The following is a 20,364-nucleotide window of genomic DNA, read 5'->3' as shown; positions in this document are numbered from 1 at the left end:
AAAATAAAGAACTGATAATGTCTGTCAGTAAAACTAGCAAGAATGATGATAAGTTCTTACTTAATAAAGTGAAATAGATGAAAAAAGTATTAGTAAAAGCAGTACATGGCTACCAACGCTGGATTTCTCCAGCCTTTCCACCAGCTTGTCGCTATTATCCTACCTGCTCCAATTACATGATTCAGGCCATTGAAAAACATGGACCAGCCAAAGGTTTGGCAATGGGGACAGCACGTATTTTACGTTGTCACCCATTTTGCCAGCCAGGATATGATTTAGTTCCAGACCATTTTAGTTTGCGAAGAAATTGGGCAGAACCAGAAAAAGAAGAAGACTCAAATTAATTTGAGTCTTTTCTATTTATAAAATTATAGGAAACGCTTCAAAAAAGATGAAATCGCTATCAAATGTCATAAAAAAATGTTAAAATGAAAAAAAGAATAAAAAAAGGAGTGTCATCTATTATGCCATTTAGTAAAGATTTTCTCTGGGGCGGAGCAACTGCAGCTAATCAATGTGAAGGCGGCTATAATCAGGGAGGACGTGGGCTTGCCAATGTCGACCTTGTTCCACATGGGAAAGACCGTTTTCCAATTATTACAGGGGAAATGAAGCACCTTGAATTCGATGAAGAGCATTTTTATCCCGCAAAAGAAGCGATTGATATGTATCATCATTGGAAAGAAGACCTCGCACTTTTTGCTGAAATGGGATTTAAAACCTATCGAATGTCTATTGCTTGGACAAGAATTTTTCCAAAAGGTGATGAACAAGAGCCAAATGAAGAAGGCTTGCAATTTTATGAAGATATTTTTAGAGAATGCCAACGTTTAGGAATTGAACCCTTAGTAACCATCACTCACTTTGATTGTCCTGTCCACCTAATTAAAGAATATGGTGGCTGGCGTAATAGAAAAATGGTTGGTTTCTATGAAAATTTAGCCAGAGCAATTTTTACTCGTTATAAAGGATTAGTTCGCTATTGGTTGACATTTAATGAAATTAATATGCTCCTCCATGCTCCATTTATGGGAGCAGGACTTGTTTTTGAAGAAGGAGAAAATAAAGAACAAGCTAAATACTTAGCCGCTCATCATGAACTATTAGCATCGGCTTTAGCAACGAAAATTGGACATGAAGTTGACCCAGAAAATAAGATAGGTTGTATGTTAGCTGCTGGAGATTACTATCCATTTGATTGTAATCCAGAAAATGTTTTTGAAGCTCAAAAACAAAATCATGATAATCTCTTTTTCATTGATGTTCAATCACGTGGAAAATATCCAAACTACCTTTTAAAGAGATTAGAGCGTGAAGAAATTACACTTCCGATTGAAAAAGGCGACTTAGAAATCCTTGCTGAAAACACAGTTGACTTTATTTCATTTAGTTACTATGCAAGTCGAGTCGCTAAAGTCAAGGATGAGGATGCAGATAAATCAGCTGGAAATATCTTTGAATCTGTAAAAAATCCCTATTTAGAGGCCAGTGAATGGGGTTGGCAAATTGACCCACTTGGTTTAAGAATCACAATGAATTCTATTTATGACCGCTATCAAAAACCATTATTTATTGTAGAAAATGGTTTAGGAGCAGTAGATAAACCTGATGAAAATGGATTTGTAGCTGATGATTATCGAATTGATTACATGGCTGCACACATCAAAGAAATGAAAAAAGCAGTTGAACTTGATGGCGTTGAACTATTAGGTTATACTTCTTGGGGATGTATTGACTTAGTATCAGCAGGAACGGGTGAGATGAGCAAACGTTATGGATTCATCTATGTTGACCGAGACGATTATGGTAAAGGAAGTTTGAAACGGACGCCTAAGAAATCATTTAACTGGTACAAGAAAGTTATTGCAAGCAACGGTGAAGATTTAACAAATGAATAATTAAAAAGGGGGGGGCTTTCCTCCTTTTTTTATCAAACAAAACATTTCTTTGATTTAAGATTTTTATCTAGCAAGAAAAATTTACAATAGTTAAGCAAGTGTCCATTAAAAGGAAGCAGTGCTAGAACTTTTTTATGAAATATGATAAAATCGTGTATTGCGTAATTTTTAAATCCGCAGTCATGAAGTATGAAAAAGCCTCGATGATATTTAAGAAATTTAAAAAGTTACAAGTGAGATAAGAATGATGAGGATAAGAAGTGAAAAGTATTAAAAATACATGGAAGTTGTTTGCCCTAGACTGGAAGCGAATATTTAAAAATCCCGTGGCGACTTTTTTAATTGTCGCCCTAATGATAATTCCCTCTTTATATGCTTGGTTTAATATTAAAGCCCTGTGGGACCCCTATGCCAATACTTCGCAACTGCCAATTGCGGTCTATAGTGCAGATAAATCTGCAAGTTTTCAAGATAAAACCATCAATATTGGTGATGAAGTACTGAAAAATTTAAAGAAAAATCACCAATTAGGCTGGAAATTTGTTGATTCCAAAGCAGATTTAGATAAAGGTGTGAAATCTGGTAAATACTATGCTGGAATCTATTTACCAAAGGATTTTTCAAAAGACCTCTTAAGTTTCACCACGGGTGATATTAAAAAACCACAAATTGTTTATTCAATTAACGAAAAAATCAATGCCATTGCTCCCAAAATAACATCAAAAGGAGCCTCTTCTCTACAATCACAAATTTCTGAAGAGTTTATCAAAACGGCAAGTAGTACCCTTTTAAAAACCTTCAATACAATTGGTTACGACATTGATAAAAACATGGTAAGTATTCAGAAGGTTAAATCAGCGATTTTATCAACTAATGATAATTTAGGAACCATTGATAAATACACTCAACAAGTTGTTGATCTTCATGGAAAAATGCCAGAAATTAAAGAAAAGCTGGCAAAAGCTAATGAATTTATCACTTACTTACCAGAAGTAGATGCTCTAGGTCAAAAAGTCATTAAATTAAATGATAAAATGCCAGAAATTGATAAAAGTTTTTCACTCGTTTTGACCCTTCAGGAGAAAATACCTGAGATTCAAAATGCTGGAAAACAAATCTCAATGATTGATGATGATTTTGCGTCGGTAGAAAGTACCATGACTCAAGGCATTCAAGAAGCCAAACAAGGTTTACAAATTATCAATCAAGTCCAAAAATCAATGCCAGACATTAAAAAATTGGGACAAGATGCTGATAGTTTAGGGACTATAACCTTGGATGCGGCGAAAAAAATGCAGAGTGCGTTGCCTAGCATTACAAATAGCGTTCAAATAACACTTCAATCAATTCAAGAGTTCTCAAAAAATACTTCATCTGTTATTTCTGTTATTGACCAAGCGATTGCCGATAATCAATTAACTGATGATGAAAAGGAACAGATAAATAGCTTAATTACCAATTTTACTAGTAACATTGCTAAACAAAGAGAAGCCATTCAAAATATTGTTGAATATATGAAGCAGGTGCAAGAAAGCAATGGAAATCACGATTTAGATTCTACTATTGAGCAATTAAATAATCTAGATTCGCTCTTGTCAGAACTTAGTACCAGAATGAGTCACCTAAATGACTTAGTGCAAGATGGTGATGTATCTAAGATTCGAGCTTATCTATCACAAATCAATGATGTAGTAAATAATATTTCTGATCTAATTAATAAAATTGATGTCAGTGAGATTAGTAGTACTATTAATCAAGCACTAACAACCTTGATTAATACCATAACAAATGCTAAAGGTTTATTAAATCAAGCTCAACAAATTGACTTTGATGCCTTACTAAATTCAACAAGTCAAACAGTTTCTAATGCTATTACCATTTTAGAAAAATATCAAGGCGAAATGCCAGCCATTAAACAAGAAATTCATGATGCGAATGTGATGTTAAATGGTAATATGACAACGATTGTTAATGCAATTAATGAAGGAGCTAATCTCTATAAAAATGAGTTTCCTACTCTTAAAACTAAGTTAGGGACAGCTTCTGATTTCTTTAAAAATGATTATGCTGGTGTTCGTAAAGATTTGACAGATACCTTAACAATGGCAAATGATAAAATGCCTGATGTTGAGTCTGCTTTGAATCAAGCCAATGATTTAATCCAAAATGATTGGCCTGAAATCAAATCAGGAATTCAAAAAGCAGCCGCAGCCATTCAAAAAGGTGAAAAAGAAGTTGACTTAGGTGAAATCGTCAAACTCCTAAAATTAGATGCGACCAAAGAAAGTGATTTCCTGACGCAACCAGTTGAAGTCCAAGAAAATCAAATCTATTCGATTGCCAACAATGGTTCAGCAAGTACACCTTTCTATACTGCGCTTTGTCTGTGGGTCGGTGCAGTCTTACTTTCAAGTTTGGCAACAACGGAGGTTCACTTATCAGATAAAGATAAAAAACGTTATTCTAAACGTGAGCAATTCTTTGCTCGAATGGGAAGTTTCGTAGCCATTGGACTTGCTCAAGCCTTGATCGTAACGCTTGGAAATTATTTTGGCTTAGGAGTAGATGTAAGAGATCCATTCTACAGTGTTCTCTTTGCCTTACTAATATCCATAGCCTTTATGATAATGGTTTATGTTCTGGTCGCCCTGTTTGGCAATGTAGGTAAAGGAATAGCGATTATCATCCTGGTTCTTTCCATTTCTGGTGGTGGTGGGAACTATCCAATCCAAGTTTCTGGAAAATTCTTCCAAGCCATTAATCCTTATTTACCATTTACTCACGCTGTCAACCTTTTACGAGAATCAGCGGGAGGAATTTACTGGCCAAATGCTTGGTTTGCGATAATTATCCTTGTAGCAGTATCAATTGTGTTTGTTGCAATAGGTGCCTTCCTCTTCCCACACTTTGAAGATAAAACGAAGAAAATTTCCGAAATCGGAAGCAAGAGTCATTTCTTCCATTAATGTTAAGAAAACTACTGACAGACTGGTCAGTAGTTTTTCTGTTATTTATAATCATAATGAGCAAATAGTAAGGGAGAACTTGTGCTATAATATGTCTATGACAAAAGTAAACGAAGAACGTGTACAAGAAATTTTTAATAGTATTTCATCAGATTATGATAAAATGAACGCCATTATCAGTTTTAAACAACATGATTTATGGCGTGCTAAAACAATGAAAAGAATGGGAGATTTAACTGGTCTATCTATTCTTGATTTGTGTTGTGGAACTGGGGACTGGACTTTTGATTTATCTGAAAGTATCGGCCCTTCTGGTAAAGTAATTGGTCTTGATTTTTCAGAAAATATGCTTGAAATTGCTAAGGCTAAACTCAAAGAAGAAGCGAAGAAAAACATTGAATTTCTCCAAGGAAATGCGATGGCTTTACCTTTTGAAAATGAAAGTTTTGATGTAGTTACGATTGGTTATGGTCTAAGAAACACACCTGACTATCTTACTGTATTAAAAGAAATTTTTCGTGTGTTAAAACCAGGCGGCAAAGTAGTCTGTATCGAAACTTCACACCCTACATTGCCAATTTATAAACAAGCTTTTGAACTTTATTTTAAAAATGTCATGCCTTTTTTTGGTAAAGTTTTTGCAAAATCTTTAAAAGAATATCAATGGCTTCAAAAATCAGCAGAAGATTTTCCAGATGCCAAGACGCTTGAAGAACTTTTTAGAAAAGCTGGTTTTGTTGCCGTAGACTATCAAAAACATGGTGGTGGAGCAATCGCAAGTCATTTTGCCACTAAATCCAAAAAACCTAAATCAAATATTCGTATTGGTAAAAAGTAATCGGTCAATAAAAAATAAAAATTTCGAGGAAAAAATAAGCCTTATAAACGTTATGGGGAAATTTTTAAAAAACTACGAGAACAAAAGAATTTTTCGCTTTCTCATTTTTCAGAAATAGGTATTTCAAAAGCGAATTTATCAAGATTTGAATTAGTTCAAGCCATGATAAGCTTTGAACGTTTGGATAGTGCGCTACAAGAGATGAATGTGACTTTAGCCGAGTATGAACATTTTATCAATAATTTTTCAATGGATTATAAAGAAGAATTTTTAGAAGATATAATTCTTGCGGATATTGCAGATGACGTTGATAAACTTCATAATCTTTATCTAGAAGCTATGAAATATGATTCAAAAATGCTAGCTTATTGTGCTAAAAGTCGTTATGAAATACTGACACAAACGGAAGCTGATGATGTGGTTGAATATCTCTATGACGTTGGAGAATGGGGCTACTTTGAACTTTCAATTTTTATCTGACTTTGGATAGTTTCAGTGAACGAGAAATTATGTATTTGATGAAAGAACTCTGGGGGAAGAGTAAACACTTATATGGTGTTTTTAAATATCGCAGAAGAGTTCTTCAATCTTCGTATCGATCGGTCGTTTTGCTTTCCTCAAAAGGAGCTCGTGACTCAGCTAGAAGTATCTTGCAAAAAAGTTACCCTAAAGATGATTTCTACGACCTCTATGTTGAAAATCTAAGAAATCTGGCACATGGTTTTTATAGCTATTGTTTCAAAGACAAGATAAGCGGTGAAAAGCAAATCAAAAATGCCATTGAAATTTTTCGACAAGTTGGATATGAAGATTTAGCAGGTTATTATCAAAAACGCTATCAAAAGCTTTTAGGAAAATTATTAACATAAAAAAGTCTCCAGATTACTTCGTTGGATATTTGCAATGATTTAAAAAGGAGGCTTTTTTCCTGCTAGAATAAAATTAAAGATAAAAGAAAGCGCGCTTGAAATTTAAAAAGAAAGGAGGAATATGTTTAAAGATATAAAAATTTAATAGAATGAACAAATTCATACAGAAATATAATAGAAAGAAGGAAATTCTTATGAAACCAAAACAAATTTATGTAAGTCTTATGACTTCAGCAATCTTGTTATCAGCGGTTACTCCGTTAATTGTTAATGCTGATGTCGTTACTTCTAATGTCACAACAGAGTAAGTTTTTAGTAATCAAGCTTCAAGTTTTGCTGATACTAAAGACCATTTTGATTCCTATGTTTCCGTTAAGGATAATCAGCATGTTTTAAATCTTCCAGAAAATGTTCAGGTTAATCAAAATGAATTTGAACAAGTACTAGAGCAAGTTAATGCTGTTAATCAACAGATTGAAACTAATAAGTTAATTATAAATCCTGTTAGTAAAGAAATAGTGAGTCGGGCTTCTTCCTTTAAATCATCAGGATACACCTATGGAAACTTTTGGTGGGGAACTTGTTACTACTTTAGAAGTAAGGCAGCAGTTTATCAAATGGATCATGATTTAGATAATTGGGCTATCGGTTCAGGTCTTGTTGGTATATTTGCCCGCCAATTGCTGCTCTGGGTGGTGCTTATTATTTGAAGGTTAAAAGTGATTTAGATTCTATGAATAGTATCCATCAAAAAGATTATCTTAATATGGAGGTAAACTGGGTGGGGGTCTATTCAATTTATGTTCCTTAGGGAGGTAAAGTGATGGTTTTAGTTTTATGGTTGGTAATGATTTTCATTGGATTTCTTTTACAAATCTATGTTTGGCCACGAATTCCAAAATCAATTTTTAAGTATAGAGGTTTAGTCTCATCTCTCTCTCTCATTATTCTTGTTTTTATTATGAGAATACGACTAGAAATTACTGCATTGACCCTTCCATTTTATTTGATGATGTTTTTCGGGCTCTTTCTTTTTTGGAAAGATAGAAAACTTTAAGTAAATCTGTAGTTAAAAAATTAAAGGTACTCGATTGAGTGCCTTTTTGAGTAAATTTATACAGGTGGTGTGTATATTATTAAAAGTACAAAACATAAGAAATCTATTTTATGGTATAATAATCTTGCTTAAAAATTTATTAAAAAAGCGTTAGTAGGGAAGTAGTAATGAAATTAAAAGATATAGAGAAATCAACAAATAAAAATCTTTATCTGCTTTTTCTAAGTGTACTCGTGGGATTGACTGCGGGTTTTTTGGCCAGTCTTTATCGATTGGCACTGGAAAAAGCTGAAACTTGGGGCTTAAGCATTTATCGCTTTATTAGCTTACACCTTATTTTTATTCCCCTCCTCATTTTGGGTTTGACTTTCTTAGCTTTTGTGGTTACTTTCTTTATGAAAAAATATCCGATGAGTTCAGGTTCTGGGATACCACAAGTTAAAGGGCAATTACAGGGTTATTTTAAAAATAATTGGTTCACGACGGCTTTTGCTAAATTTATCGCTGGGACTTTAGCAATGTTTGCAGGTCTATCATTGGGGCGTGAGGGTCCCTCAGTTCAACTTGGAGCTTCAATGGGGCAGATGGTCTCTAGCCGGTTGGCTGAAACTGAGCGTCATAAAAGAATTCTTATTGCTTCTGGGGCATCTGCTGGTTTATCCGCTGCTTTCAATGCACCTTTGTCAGGTGTCATGTTTACTTTGGAAGAAGTATTTAAATACTTTTCTCCATTGATTTTATTAACTTGTATGACCTCAGCAATGGTTGCTGATATGGTTGCACGAATAATGTTTGGGAGTGGACCAGTTTTTCATTTCCAAATTGTTGGTTCAATTGAACTCTCAAATTATTGGCTACTTATTATTTTAGGAATTATTTTAGGATTTTTCGGTGCTTTTTATAACTGGACACTCCTCACAAGTCAAAATTTGATGAAGAAAATAAAGAGTCCATTTCTTCGTGTTTTACTTACTTTTTTAGTGGTTGGGGCAACTGGTTTATTATTTCCTAATATTATTGGGAGTGGTCATCATTTAATGGATTCCTTTAGTTTGGGAATGGGCTTGACCTTTCTATGTTTGATTCTCATTGGAAAATATCTGATTTCAATGGTTTCTTATGCTTCGGGTGTGCCAGGAGGAATTTTCTTTCCCCTGTTAGTTTTGGGTGCTAGTCTTGGAGCTGTTTTTGCGACAATTGTCATCTCGATTTTTCATCTTCCAAGTCATTTGTTTGCCAATCTAGTAATTTTAGCGATGGCTGGGACTTTTACAGCAATTGTTCGAGCACCGATGACTGGAATCCTTCTTTTGGTGGAAATGACTGGTTCATTTGATCATTTACTTCCTCTGGCTCTTGTCTCTTTAATTGCTTATGTCGTTGCTGATTTATTACAATCTGAGCCAATTTATGATTCCTTATTAGAGAACATGTTGAAAGAAAAAGAAATTGATGTTGATGATTCGGATAAGCAGATGATGTTTGAAACAATTGTTCAATTTGATTCAGTTGCGGATCGTAAGAAGTTGTCAGAGATACATTTACCAGAAGGATGTTTGCTTGTTTCGGTTCATCGTTCAGGTAAGGATATTATTCCACACGGGAATACTGAATTACAAGCAGGAGATTATTTGACCTTTTTGATTAGACGAGAAGATGAAGTGATTGCTAGAGAACAGCTTCGTCAGGTTTTAAATGAAAAATAAAAAAGTGATATTCTATCACTTTTTTATTTGCTTAAATATTGCCAAAGGATTGATAAAAACAGACTCACAGCATAAGCGCTGTTAAATAGAACCATATTTCTCAGTGAATAAACAAAGCTGCGAGGACTTGGAACTTGATTAGCATGAGATTTTAGATTCTTTCTGATAATCGGAAAAGTGAGTAAACTAAGTAAAGTTGGCCATTCAAATATTCTAAAGATAAATCCAATAATAATAGCTAAATAGGAAGAATACATTAAAAGTTGAAAAAGTTTGATTCCGTTTGGACGACCGATATAATAAACTAATGTGTAGCGATGATTTTTAATATCGCTATCTAAATCACGTAAATTATTGGCCAACATAATGTTTGCAATGGTAAAAATGAGTGGTAAACTTGCAATAATCATAGCGATGGCTGCAAAAATACTACCAGTAAAGCTAAAAGAGTCGTTTGTGAAATCAAGATTTAGATTAAAAATAGGTGATTGAGTGCTGTTGATTAAGATGACCATTGCAAAAATTCCAAAGCCCATTGTCCCACCAGAAAAAATTTCTCCTAAAGGCATACGTGAAAGTGGAATAGGACCATAAGTATAGAAAACGCCAATAAAGAAGACGATTCCACCAAGAATAAAGAAAAGCCAGCCAACAAAATAAGCGAGGAAAAATCCTAAAAAAAGGCTCAAAATAAGCATAAACAAGATAATAGAAGCTACCAATCGGGTGGAAAGATTGGCTTGGCCAATGATGTTTTCTTGCTTTTTATATTCTTCATCTTTGGCTTTTTTGAAATCCTGATAATTATTAATAGCAGTTACGGTCATATCAAAAAGGAGCATAGCTATTAAAAATAAGAGAGATAGGCCAATATTTATCATTTTAAAATAGCTTAAACTAAAAAGTAAACCAATAATGTAAGGGAAAATACTGGCGATTTTAGTTTTTATTTCGACGAGTTCTAAAAAATTTTTGAGGGACATAATTACTCCTGAAAATATAATTTGAATAAAAACAGCCGTTATTTTACGGCTTTTACTTATTTATTTTTTGAGAAAATAATTCTCTATTTTTTAATCATATTAAAAAAGTTTAAGTAAAAATGTTAACAAATGTTACTCATTTTACTGAAGTGCTTTCATTTCTATTGTAATTATAACTGATTATAGGTTAAGAATCAACATAGACTTGAAGATTATATTTAGTAATCTTTGTTAAGATAAATATAAAATAAGCTAATTTTAATTGATTTGGGAACGGTTTAAGCCTCCAATAATCGTATTAAAGATACTACAATATGAGAATAAGATTTGAAGGAAAAGGCTTTATAATCACTTTTGTGAGGAATTCTTAGCATTTATTTTAAGGTTTGGTTAAGTAATGGATAATATAATCATTTCTCATGAGTGGTGGAGAAAATTTACTACTGATGTTAAATCGTTTTTTAACTCACAATAAGTTGTGAGAAATGAATTTTGAAACGTCCATAGCGTGCAATGACGTTAAACTGCTTACGGTAATCCTACACAAGCGTTCGGACTTTATGATGTGTATGGGAAGTAACCATGTTAATAGAAGATAGACTGGATTCAGTTTGAATCCTATGGAATGTTCTTAGTGGCGAAATCGAAAGGTCTAAATGAAATTAAGTAAAGTTGCTATTTCAACGGGATTAGTTGCATCATTCATGTTTATTGGGGGCGGAATCGCTCATGCGGATACACCTAAATCAACTCATGAAGTTGCTATAGAAGTAATTAACGGAAACTACGGAAATGGAGATACTCGTGTCACTAACCTTAAAAGTAAAGGTTTTGATGTGAAAGCAATCCAAACAGAAGTTAATAACATTCTTACAGGAACAACAACTCAAGTTTCTGCAACAACTAAAACTGCTGAAGAACAACCTACTAAAGTTACATCAGTTGCACCAACTCAAGCAACACAAAGTGTTTCTGGTGGGCTTAATATGAGCCAAACTTCTGGACAAGTTGACATCCAAGCTCTTGCTAATTATATGGCATCGAATACAGCTAATGCAGCGGGCTATTCTGCTAGCGAATGGGCTTATATCATTACTCACGAATCAAATGGTGGGATTGATAGTGTGAATTCAAGTTCAGGTGCTTATGGTGCTTTCCAATTGCTAGGTCATGGTGAATATGCTGGAATGACTTTGGCAGAACAAATTGCGATGGCAAGTAAACTTCCTGCTGGTAGCTGGGTTGTTTATAACTAAGCATTGATAAAAACTCGTCTTAAAATCTTTGATAAATAAATCAAACTTAGTGGCTCATAGCAATCAACTCTCAAGTTCGTTTGGGATTGATTGAGTATAAAAAAGAACACCGAATTCGGTGTTCTTTTTTATTAGATGGCCCCTGCCAGAATCGAACTGGCAATCACTGCTTAGGAGGCAGTAGTTATATCCAATTTAACTAAGAGACCAGAGATAAATTACTGACAGACTTACAAAATATTTCTGTCAGTAACTTTTAATGAGTTTTATTTATTGTCAGCATCAAAAACAATGCCAGCACTTTGACGCATTTGGTATGAAGTTTCTGAAACTTCTTGGGCAAATTGATGTAGGTCATAACTTGCAGCAGAATCATTATTTTCTAAGATTTGGGCAAAGTCAACAGCTTCATCATAAAGAGAGTGTTTTGGAGCTTCAATGTCGATTCTAGTTTCTGAACCATCCATAGTAATGAATTTGGCAGAAGTAATCGCATTAACACCATCCAAAATTAAAGTTCCATCAGTAGTATAGATTTCACTAGGAAGATATGAATTCACATTTCCTGCGCATTTAATCGAAACTTTGTAATCTTGATAGTCAAGAATTCCAACACCAGCTAAATCAACGCCTGACGGAAGTAAAACTGCATCATAAGTTGCTTTTTGTGGTTTGCCAAACCAAAAGATTGCAGCATACAAAAGATATACGCCAAGATCGGCTAAAAGTCCACCAGAGAATTTTGCATTAAATTTATTAGGGATTTCACCGTTTAAAAGAGCAGGCATTTTTGATGAATATTTTGAATAAGTAAAATCTGCCCCTTTGACTATTTTGTCAACAAGAAAATCTTTGATAATTGAAAATGAATGTTCATGAATATTTCTGGCTGCTTCAAAGAAGAAGACCTCATTTTCTTTAGCAAGCTTAATAATTTCTGTCAGTTCTTTAGGATTTGAAAAGGCAGGTTTTTCAACAATGACATTATGTCCAGCTAAAATTGCGGCTTTAGCTTGCTCAAAGTGGAGGGCATTTGGACTGGCAATATAGATAATATCAAGTGAAGCTTTGAAAAAATCGTCAAGATTATCGAATTTTTGGATGTCTTTAAAATCGGCAGAAAACTGATCAGCAGATTCGAGTCGACGGGAATAGACCGCAGAAAACTGAAATTTTTCAGTCATATGGGCAGCATCAATAAATGAACGAGCAATCCAGCTCGTACCAATTACTCCAAGTTTTAGCATCACATTCTCCTTTATAGGTGGACAGAATCATTCGTTAGAAGATTCTAAAATTCTGTTAAAAGCTTGTTCTATTATATCAAATTTTTTCTTAAAGGTCATTGCTCTACTATTGAATTTTCAGTAAATAAATTATAAAAATAAGAATTCCAAAGATTCCATGTCACTTATTAAGAGCTTTTGTCAGTAAAATTAAGAGTTTTTGATGTGAACGCTTAAAAAGTAAAAAAATTGTCAGTTGATGACAAAAAGCTCAAAAATTGTGGTAGAATATATAGAAGAAAATTTGGAGAATTAATTTTGAAGAAAACGTTGATTATTGGTGTCACTGGTGGGTCAGCAAGTGGAAAGACAAGTGTTTCACATGCTATTTTAGAAACTTTTTCAAATGAACGAATTGCAATGATTGAACATGATAGTTACTATAAAGATCAATCGCATTTGACTTTTGAAGAACGGACAAAAACGAACTACGACCATCCATTAGCCTTTGATACAGATTATTTAATTGCTCAATTAAAAGAGCTTCAATATGGACGAGCGGTTGATATTCCGATTTATGATTATGCAAAACATACGCGTTCACAAGAAACTTACCGTCAAGAACCTGTTGATGTTTTAATCGTTGAGGGAATTTTGGTTTTAGAAGATGAACGTTTGCGTGATTTAATGGATATCAAAATATTTGTTGATACAGATGACGATGTGCGGATTATCCGTCGAATTCGCAGAGATATTGAAGAAAGAGGAAGAACTCTTGATTCAGTAATTACACAGTATTTAGATGCTGTTAAGCCAATGTATCATCAATTTATTGAACCCACAAAGAGATATGCAGATGTGATTATTCCTGAAGGGGTATCAAATACTGTTGGGGTTGATATTATTACGACGAAAATCGCTAGCATTTTAAACGACTAAAAAAAGCTGTCTATGACAGTTTTTTTGTTTTTGGCTAGTGAATCTCGTGAAAAATTGGAAAAATAAAAAGGCTAATTGTCCTTAAATAGCAATAATGGTAATGCTTACTTTTTTTGTGAAAGTATGATATACTTAATTCGTAACAATTGCAGAAAGGAAATCCGCAACTTAAAGCGGTGGGTTATGAGAAATTTGTAACCAAGGGATTTTGTCAAAATGGAACTTTTTGAATCACTGAAACAAAAAATTAGTGGAAAAGGCTTAAAAATTGTCTTTCCTGAAGGAACTGATGCACGTATTTTAGGTGCTGCCAATCGTCTTAACGCTGATGGACTAATTACACCTGTCTTTATTGGGAATGTAAAAGAAGTCACTGAAACATTGATTTCACGTGGAATTAATCCTGAAGGCTTTGAGATTTATGACCCAGAAAATTGTGGACGTTTTGAAACAATGACGGAAACTTTTGTGGAACGTCGTAAAGGTAAAGTTACAGAAGAACAAGCAAAAGAGCTCTTGAAAGACCCAAATTATTTTGGAACGATGCTTGTTTATATGAAAATTGCTGACGGAATGGTTTCTGGCGCAATTCATTCAACTGCTGATACTGTTCGTCCGGCCCTTCAAATCATTAAAACGAAACCAGGAGTAAAATCTGTTTCTGGTGCTTTTATTATGGTTCGTGGTCGTGATGACAATGAAAAATATATTTTTGGTGACTGTGCGATTAACATCAAACCAGATGCACCAACTCTTGCCGATATTGCTGTAGCTTCAGCTGAAACAGCAGCACTCTTTGATATTGACCCCAAAGTTGCCATGCTTTCATTCTCAACTAAAGGTTCTGGAAAATCAGAAGATGTTGATAAAGTAGTAGAAGCGACAAAACTTGTTAAAGAAGATTACCCTGAAATTGAAATTGATGGTGAACTTCAATTTGACGCTGCTTTTGTTCCAGGGGTAGCTCGTCAAAAAGCACCAGATTCAACTGTTGCTGGTCGTGCCAATGTCTTTATCTTCCCTGATATTCAATCAGGAAATATTGGATATAAAATTGCTCAACGATTGGGTAATTTTGAAGCGATTGGACCAATTTTGCAAGGTTTGAACGCACCTGTTTCTGACCTTTCTCGTGGAAGTAACGAAGAAGATGTCTATAAACTTGCAATTATCACAGCTGCCCAAGCTTTAAAATAAATAATGATATTCTGTCAGTAAATTTGTAAATGAATAATTACTGACAAGTCTGTCATTAATCCGCCATTTGAGGCGGATTTTTTTGTTGGTCTAAAAATGTTATAATTAAAGAATCAAAAAGGAAATGAGAAAAAATGAGAAAATCAAAAATTTTTGCTCTAGTAGGGTCGATTATTTTTTCAATTTTGGCACTTGTTGGGCTAATTAGTTTTTGGGCCATTATTTATATGCCAGAGAATTCAGAAATTATGACAGAACTTCAAGATTCAGGATTTGATAAGCAATTATTATCTACCGCAGCAATGATTGCAGCTCTGATTTTAATCGCTTTACTAGCTTTAAATTGGGTGGCTTTTGCAAGATTGACAAAAGAAAAAGGTTGGGGAATTTATTTCTTAGTTGTTGGTATCTTTTATTGCGTAGCATCTGTTTTTAACGGTGTTGGCTTAATTTTGACCTTACCAGTTGCCCTCTGTTTCATTCTTGCTTATGTCTATCGAAGACGAGAAGTGCTTGAAAATAAATAAAAAAAATTACTGACAAACTTTCTGTCAGTAATTTTTTATTAGAATTTACATGATGCCCCAATGATTAAAAGCATTGATGATTCCGTGGTTAGTATTTTCTGTAGAGATAAAATCGGCTAACTCTTTTAATTCAGGAACAGCATTTCCCATTGCCGTTCTGTGGTCAGCTGCTTTGAATAAATCTAAGTCATTGCGACCATCACCAAAGGCAAAAGTTTGACCAGTGAAATTTAGCACTTCTTTGACATGATTAATTCCTGTCCCTTTGTTAGTTGTGCTGTTTGTAACATCAATCGAACTTGGAGAGTTCATGAAAAAGTTAAGTTCAGGAACGCGTTCTTTATAATAATCCACTTGACTGAGTTGATTGGTCAAAACCAAAAGCATATTGACTTCCTGAGAGAGGTAACGTCTAGCATCTGCCTGTGGCATTGGCATATGAGTGTAAGCATAAGCGGTTTTAGCTAAGTCAGTTAATTCACTCACCCAATATCCTTGACTATCATAAAAAGAAAGAGCTTCTGAGTGAGGACTTGCTGCCTCAAGTAATTTTTCAACACTACTTGTCGGAATTTCTTCTTTAAATATTGTTTCACCATCTAAAACAATATACTGTCCGTTCATGGCGACCGCTCCACTAATCCCAGTTAAACTCATGATTTCGTCAAGTTCAAAATGTCCCCGTCCAGTAGCAATGAATGGTAAAACACCATTTTCGCGAATTCGATGAATTCCTTCAATAACTTCTTGGTCAAGTTTACTTTGACTGTTAAGCAACGTTCCGTCTAAATCGAAGAAGGCTAAAGCCTTATAATCATTGATATTTTCCATAATTTTATTGTATCAAATTTATGATATAATTGTAAGTGGAATTATCCATTCTTTTATGAAGAATTTAAATAACTGGCAGAACTGTCAGTTTGAGTTAACTATAAAAAAAATAAATATAATTAATAGCGTTTACTGACAAGCCTGTCAATATTATTAAAAATGAGTGAAAGTAAAAAAATGCCTGCAAAGAAAAAAACAACCAGAAGAAATACTAAAAAAGAACAACAGAAAAAGGCTGCAACACGCAAAATGATTGCTTTTTTTGTTGGGCTTCTTTTAATCTTATTTGCGCTTGCTCGCCTAGGAATTGTTGGAGTCTTACTTTATAACATTGTCCGCTTATTTGTTGGTTCTCTTGCGATTGTTTTTCTTCTCTTGCTTGCTGGACTAATGATTATTTCCGTCTTTCGTAAGCAAGTTTTAAAAGAAAATAAAAGAATTATTCCAGCCATTATTTTAACTTTTATCGGCCTAATGTTTGTCTTTCAAATTCGACTTCATCAAGGATTTAATGAAACTTTTCATCTTATCTGGTCTGATTTAATGGCTGGTCGTGTCATTCATTTTGTCGGCTCAGGTGTCATTGGAGCATTAATTACCGAGCCAGCTAAAGCCTTGTTTTCAGTCGTTGGTGTCTATATTATTGCTGCGGTACTTTGGTTAGTTGCTATTTATCTCATGATTCCAGGACTTTTCCCTAAAATGCGTGAAGATTTACATCAACGTTTAGCGAAATGGAAAGAAAAGCATGCCGAAAAAGCAGAAGCTAAAAAAGCAGCGAAAGCACTTGCTGAGCTAGAAAAAAAACAAGCAGTAGCAGAAAGAGAAGAGCTTCCAGAGGCAGCAGAAAATTCATTGTTTACTTCAGTACCCACTGAAATTCCAATTAATATTCCGGAAGCGCCTTTTGAAGAAACTGAAAATGAAGCTGAAAGTCCAGTTTTAGCAGAAGTTCCTCTTGATGATGAACCTGTCAATTTTTCAAATACTAATAACTACAACGGTAACTATAAATTACCAACCATTGATTTACTGGCAGAAGTTCCTGTCAAAAATCAATCAGGTGAACGTGAGAATGTTCGTAAAAATATTGGTATTTTAGAAGAAACTTTCAAATCTTTTGGGATTGGTGCCAATGTTGAATCGGCAGTCGTCGGTCCATCAATTACAAAATATGAAATCAAATTAGCAACTGGAACAAAAGTTTCACGCGTTGTTAATTTATCAGATGATTTAGCCTTAGCTTTAGCTGCCAAAGATATCCGAATTGAAGCACCAATTCCTGGAAAATCTTTAGTCGGCGTCGAAATTCCTAATGCCGAAGTTGCAATGGTTGGTTTCCGCGAAATGTGGGAGGCTGGCAAAACTAATCCAAGCAAATTGTTAGAAATTCCTCTTGGTAAATCATTAGATGGTGGAATTCGCACATTTGATTTAACAAGAATGCCTCACTTATTGGTTGCAGGATCAACTGGTTCAGGTAAATCAGTGGCGGTAAATGGTATTATTACTTCAATTTTGATGAAGGCTTTGCCTAGTCAAGTGAAGTTTCTGATGGTTGACCCTAAAATGGTCGAACTTTCTGTTTACAATGATATTCCTCATCTATTGATTCCAGTCGTAACAAATCCACGTAAAGCTTCACGTGCCCTTCAAAAAGTTGTTGACCAAATGGAAGAACGCTATGAACTCTTTAGTCGTTATGGCGTCCGTAACATTGCTGGATATAATGAAAAAGTACAAAGATATAATGCAGAATCAGATGAAAAAATGCTTGAACTTCCTCTGATTGTAGTCATTGTTGATGAATTAGCCGATTTAATGATGGTGGCCAGTAAAGAAGTGGAAGATGCAATTATTCGTTTGGGACAAAAAGCTCGAGCAGCAGGGATTCATATGATTCTTGCGACACAACGTCCATCTGTTGATGTCATTTCTGGACTAATTAAAGCAAATGTTCCTTCAAGAATTGCCTTTGCTGTTTCATCTGGAACAGATTCACGAACAATTTTAGATACGAATGGGGCTGAAAAATTACTAGGTCGTGGGGATATGCTCTTTAAACCTATTGATGAAAATCATCCGATTCGTTTGCAAGGGGCTTTCTTATCTGACGATGATGTCGAATCTGTTGTGACCTTTATTAAAGACCAATCAGAAGCTCAGTATGACGAAAGCTTTGACCCCGGTGAGGTAGATGAGAGTCAAGTTGGTACGGGCGCTTCAAATACAGGTTCTGGTGACCCCTTATTTGAAGAAGCGCGAAATATGGTTATTATGGCTCAAAAAGCATCAACGGCTCAATTGCAACGCGCTTTAAAAGTTGGATTCAATCGCGCCTCTGACTTGATGAATGAGTTGGAAGCGCAGGGAATTGTTGGCCCTGCTAAAGGAACGACTCCTCGTAAAGTCCTTGTTAGTCCAGATGGAGAATTTATTGGAGGAGTAGAAGAGTGAGTGAAGAACTATATTATCGTCACTATTTTCTACAAATCTATGAAATCTTACGAGAAGATGAGCAAAATAAAGAACTTTCAATTAAGGAAAAAAATGTTTTAGCTGATGCTTTGGTTTTAAATGAACGCAAAGAACCAGTTTTACAAATATTAGGCCAGCTTTATATGCGCTTAGAGTTTTGGAATCGGCCTGCTGATGATGAGATTTTAAAAGGCGGCATGAAAGCCCCAGTCAGAACACTTTATGAAGAATTAAAGGCAGATAAAAATATCACTTCTTCACAAAAATTTATTCCAGGAGTTGAAGCGTATCGACCGATTACATGGAATGATGCTTTGTATGGAAATAAAATGACGGAAGATGATGGCTTTATCGGTGGGGGTTATGTCACTTTTGACTCTAATGAAAAATATAAATCAATGGAAGAGAGAATAGCCGTACCTGATAATGAAATTGTTAGAAATGCAAAATCAAGTTTTGCTAAACTCTTTCAAGTTGGTTGTTTAGGTTTTGCTTTGCTCATCCTGCTCCTTGTTCTCTTGGGGTTTGCTTTAAAAATGGTAACGAGGTAGTTAAAAATGACAGTATTTGATGAATTTAATGAAATCAAAAGAAAAGGACTCCCTCAGATTTTAGTAATTTTTGGTGAGTCAAGGGAACTAGTTGGAGAATTGAAAAATCAACTCTTAACAGAGGTTAATTTCGAGCCAACGGATTTGAGTCAGGCTTATTATGACTTAACTCCTAGTAATAGTGATTTAGCCCTTGAAGATTTGGAATCTCTCCCTTTTTTCTCAGATTCTCGGTTGGTAATCCTAGAAAACTTGGTTAATTTAACAACGGCTAAAAAAAGTGTTTTAGATGAAAAACAGTTGAAGCGCTTTGAAAATTTTTTAGATGATCCGCCGGAAACTACGCAACTTGTTTTAATCCTTTATGGAAAATTGGACAGTCGTCTTAAAGTTGTTAAAAAAATAAAAGCTAAAGCATCTTTGCTTGAAGCACAAGAATTAAAGAGTCAAGAATTAATTCAATATTTTAGTCAAATAAGTCCTTTACCAAAGGCAGTTTTGAGTTTAATTGCCGCCAAATCAAATGATAATTTTTCAGTAATGAAGCAAAATATTGACCTCGTTCAAACTTATGCACTAGGGCGAGAAGTGACACTTGATGATGTGGAAAAAGTCGTTCCAAAATCGCTACAAGATAATATTTTTGCCTTAACTGATTTAATTTTTAAAGGAAAAATTGATGAGGCGCGTGATTTAGTGCATGATTTGACCTTGCAAGGGGAAGATTTAATTAAAATATTAGCTATTTTGACAAATTCTTATCGTTTGTATTTACAAGTCAAACTTTTCCAAGCCAAGGGTTGGCAAGAAAATCAACAAGTTGCCTTTTTAAAAATGCACCCTTATCCTGTAAAATTGGCCAATCAATTGGTTAGAAAATTAAACGTTAAATCCCTAAAAAATGGACTTTCTGATTTAATTAAACTTGATTTTGATATAAAAACAAGTGCAGCTGATAAATCCTATCTTTTTGATATCACTTTAATCAGGTTGACCTTGAAAAAAAACTGAAAATCTGTTATCATAAATAATGGACATTTTA

The 20,364-nt window shown here is 34.4% G+C and carries 17 protein-coding genes, 1 tRNA gene and 1 pseudogene; 15 read left to right on the top strand and 4 right to left on the bottom strand.

The window, feature by feature from the left end; translation table 11 throughout:
- The first annotated feature begins 77 nt into the window (after positions 1–77).
- From yidD to ACRYLU_RS08160, 8 genes and pseudogenes are all read left to right on the top strand, one after another.
- Positions 78–344: a membrane protein insertion efficiency factor YidD gene (gene yidD, locus ACRYLU_RS08195; protein WP_038601637.1), complete on the top strand. Its 267-nt coding sequence runs from the start codon at positions 78–80 to the stop codon at positions 342–344.
- Positions 345–464: 120 nt separating this feature from the next.
- Complete coding sequence (locus ACRYLU_RS08190; protein WP_010906086.1) at positions 465–1,898, top strand: 6-phospho-beta-glucosidase; 1,434 nt, start codon at positions 465–467, stop codon at positions 1,896–1,898.
- A 260-nt stretch (positions 1,899–2,158) separates the two neighbouring features.
- The gene (locus ACRYLU_RS08185) at positions 2,159–4,864 is read left to right on the top strand and encodes a YhgE/Pip family protein (RefSeq protein ID WP_445080853.1); all 2,706 of its coding nucleotides are present in this window, start codon (positions 2,159–2,161) and stop codon (positions 4,862–4,864) included.
- A gap of 97 nt (positions 4,865–4,961) precedes the next feature.
- Positions 4,962–5,702: a demethylmenaquinone methyltransferase gene (locus ACRYLU_RS08180; RefSeq protein WP_118263480.1), complete on the top strand. Its 741-nt coding sequence runs from the start codon at positions 4,962–4,964 to the stop codon at positions 5,700–5,702.
- A 60-nt stretch (positions 5,703–5,762) separates the two neighbouring features.
- Positions 5,763–6,571 (top strand): annotated as a pseudogene (locus tag ACRYLU_RS08175) (Rgg family transcriptional regulator).
- Between the two features lie 518 nt (positions 6,572–7,089).
- Positions 7,090–7,281: a hypothetical protein gene (locus ACRYLU_RS08170; RefSeq protein ID WP_445080852.1), complete on the top strand. Its 192-nt coding sequence runs from the start codon at positions 7,090–7,092 to the stop codon at positions 7,279–7,281.
- Between the two features lie 113 nt (positions 7,282–7,394).
- On the top strand, positions 7,395–7,628 hold the full coding sequence (locus ACRYLU_RS08165; RefSeq protein WP_445080851.1) for a hypothetical protein: 234 nt from the start codon (positions 7,395–7,397) through the stop codon (positions 7,626–7,628).
- Positions 7,629–7,795: 167 nt separating this feature from the next.
- The gene (locus ACRYLU_RS08160; protein WP_058205407.1) at positions 7,796–9,334 is read left to right on the top strand and encodes a ClC family H(+)/Cl(-) exchange transporter; all 1,539 of its coding nucleotides are present in this window, start codon (positions 7,796–7,798) and stop codon (positions 9,332–9,334) included.
- 23 nt (positions 9,335–9,357) lie between these two features.
- Here the strand turns inward: ACRYLU_RS08160 and menA are convergent, their stop codons facing one another.
- A complete protein-coding gene (gene menA / locus ACRYLU_RS08155; RefSeq protein WP_118263463.1) occupies positions 9,358–10,317 on the bottom strand; it encodes a 1,4-dihydroxy-2-naphthoate polyprenyltransferase in 960 nt (319 codons plus the stop codon).
- Between the two features lie 656 nt (positions 10,318–10,973).
- On the opposite strand from menA, the gene ACRYLU_RS08150 reads away from it, so the two are divergent.
- Positions 10,974–11,573, top strand: a complete 600-nt coding sequence (locus tag ACRYLU_RS08150) for a transglycosylase (RefSeq protein ID WP_058205406.1) — start codon at positions 10,974–10,976, stop codon at positions 11,571–11,573.
- A gap of 136 nt (positions 11,574–11,709) precedes the next feature.
- Here ACRYLU_RS08150 and ACRYLU_RS08145 read toward each other — a convergent pair.
- Both ACRYLU_RS08145 and ACRYLU_RS08140 read right to left on the bottom strand, forming a co-directional pair.
- Positions 11,710–11,782, bottom strand: a tRNA-Arg gene (locus ACRYLU_RS08145).
- 57 nt (positions 11,783–11,839) lie between these two features.
- On the bottom strand, positions 11,840–12,820 hold the full coding sequence (locus ACRYLU_RS08140) for a Gfo/Idh/MocA family protein (RefSeq protein WP_260311479.1): 981 nt from the start codon (positions 12,818–12,820) through the stop codon (positions 11,840–11,842).
- 297 nt (positions 12,821–13,117) lie between these two features.
- Here ACRYLU_RS08140 and udk point away from each other — a divergent pair, with 297 nt between their 5' ends.
- The 3 genes from udk to ACRYLU_RS08125 all read left to right on the top strand — a co-directional run bounded on the left by udk (position 13,118) and on the right by ACRYLU_RS08125 (position 15,462).
- On the top strand, positions 13,118–13,738 hold the full coding sequence (gene udk / locus ACRYLU_RS08135) for a uridine kinase (protein ID WP_010906081.1): 621 nt from the start codon (positions 13,118–13,120) through the stop codon (positions 13,736–13,738).
- A 216-nt stretch (positions 13,739–13,954) separates the two neighbouring features.
- Entirely contained in the window at positions 13,955–14,935 is a 981-nt protein-coding gene (gene pta / locus ACRYLU_RS08130; RefSeq protein ID WP_021467910.1) for a phosphate acetyltransferase, read from the top strand.
- Positions 14,936–15,069: 134 nt separating this feature from the next.
- Entirely contained in the window at positions 15,070–15,462 is a 393-nt protein-coding gene (locus ACRYLU_RS08125; protein WP_003130340.1) for a hypothetical protein, read from the top strand.
- A 45-nt stretch (positions 15,463–15,507) separates the two neighbouring features.
- Here the strand turns inward: ACRYLU_RS08125 and ACRYLU_RS08120 are convergent, their stop codons facing one another.
- Positions 15,508–16,293 carry a Cof-type HAD-IIB family hydrolase gene (locus ACRYLU_RS08120; RefSeq protein WP_260311478.1) on the bottom strand — a complete coding sequence of 262 codons (786 nt, stop codon included), beginning with the start codon at positions 16,291–16,293 and terminating at the stop codon, positions 15,508–15,510.
- A 159-nt stretch (positions 16,294–16,452) separates the two neighbouring features.
- On the opposite strand from ACRYLU_RS08120, the gene ACRYLU_RS08115 reads away from it, so the two are divergent.
- From ACRYLU_RS08115 to holA, 3 genes are read left to right on the top strand one after another with little or no spacing between them, the layout of a single operon-like run.
- Positions 16,453–18,750 carry a DNA translocase FtsK gene (locus ACRYLU_RS08115; protein ID WP_445080850.1) on the top strand — a complete coding sequence of 766 codons (2,298 nt, stop codon included), beginning with the start codon at positions 16,453–16,455 and terminating at the stop codon, positions 18,748–18,750.
- The gene (locus ACRYLU_RS08110; RefSeq protein ID WP_017864841.1) at positions 18,747–19,322 is read left to right on the top strand and encodes a hypothetical protein; all 576 of its coding nucleotides are present in this window, start codon (positions 18,747–18,749) and stop codon (positions 19,320–19,322) included. Before ACRYLU_RS08115 ends, ACRYLU_RS08110 begins: the two co-directional genes overlap by 4 nt.
- A 6-nt stretch (positions 19,323–19,328) precedes the next feature.
- Positions 19,329–20,333 carry a DNA polymerase III subunit delta gene (gene holA / locus ACRYLU_RS08105; RefSeq protein WP_445080849.1) on the top strand — a complete coding sequence of 335 codons (1,005 nt, stop codon included), beginning with the start codon at positions 19,329–19,331 and terminating at the stop codon, positions 20,331–20,333.
- The last annotated feature ends 31 nt before the right edge of the window (positions 20,334–20,364 follow it).

The organism is Lactococcus sp. KTH0-1S, assembly GCF_052544945.1.
Note: the sequence above shows the minus strand (reverse complement) of the source record. Positions and strands in the feature narration are given on the sequence as shown.

Bases quoted from the DNA above. Each gene is read 5' to 3' on its own strand.
- ACRYLU_RS08165 (WP_445080851.1), top strand. From the start codon at position 7,395: ATGGTTTTAGTTTTATGGTTGGTAATGATTTTCATTGGATTTCTTTTA.
- ACRYLU_RS08115 (WP_445080850.1), top strand. From the start codon at position 16,453: ATGAGTGAAAGTAAAAAAATGCCTGCAAAGAAAAAAACAACCAGAAGA.
- yidD (WP_038601637.1), top strand. From the start codon at position 78: ATGAAAAAAGTATTAGTAAAAGCAGTACATGGCTACCAACGCTGGATT.
- ACRYLU_RS08120 (WP_260311478.1), bottom strand. From the start codon at position 16,293: ATGGAAAATATCAATGATTATAAGGCTTTAGCCTTCTTCGATTTAGAC.
- ACRYLU_RS08190 (WP_010906086.1), top strand. From the start codon at position 465: ATGCCATTTAGTAAAGATTTTCTCTGGGGCGGAGCAACTGCAGCTAAT.
- ACRYLU_RS08150 (WP_058205406.1), top strand. From the start codon at position 10,974: ATGAAATTAAGTAAAGTTGCTATTTCAACGGGATTAGTTGCATCATTC.
- ACRYLU_RS08140 (WP_260311479.1), bottom strand. From the start codon at position 12,820: ATGCTAAAACTTGGAGTAATTGGTACGAGCTGGATTGCTCGTTCATTT.
- ACRYLU_RS08160 (WP_058205407.1), top strand. From the start codon at position 7,796: ATGAAATTAAAAGATATAGAGAAATCAACAAATAAAAATCTTTATCTG.
- holA (WP_445080849.1), top strand. From the start codon at position 19,329: ATGACAGTATTTGATGAATTTAATGAAATCAAAAGAAAAGGACTCCCT.
- menA (WP_118263463.1), bottom strand. From the start codon at position 10,317: ATGTCCCTCAAAAATTTTTTAGAACTCGTCGAAATAAAAACTAAAATC.
- pta (WP_021467910.1), top strand. From the start codon at position 13,955: ATGGAACTTTTTGAATCACTGAAACAAAAAATTAGTGGAAAAGGCTTA.
- ACRYLU_RS08125 (WP_003130340.1), top strand. From the start codon at position 15,070: ATGAGAAAATCAAAAATTTTTGCTCTAGTAGGGTCGATTATTTTTTCA.
- ACRYLU_RS08180 (WP_118263480.1), top strand. From the start codon at position 4,962: ATGACAAAAGTAAACGAAGAACGTGTACAAGAAATTTTTAATAGTATT.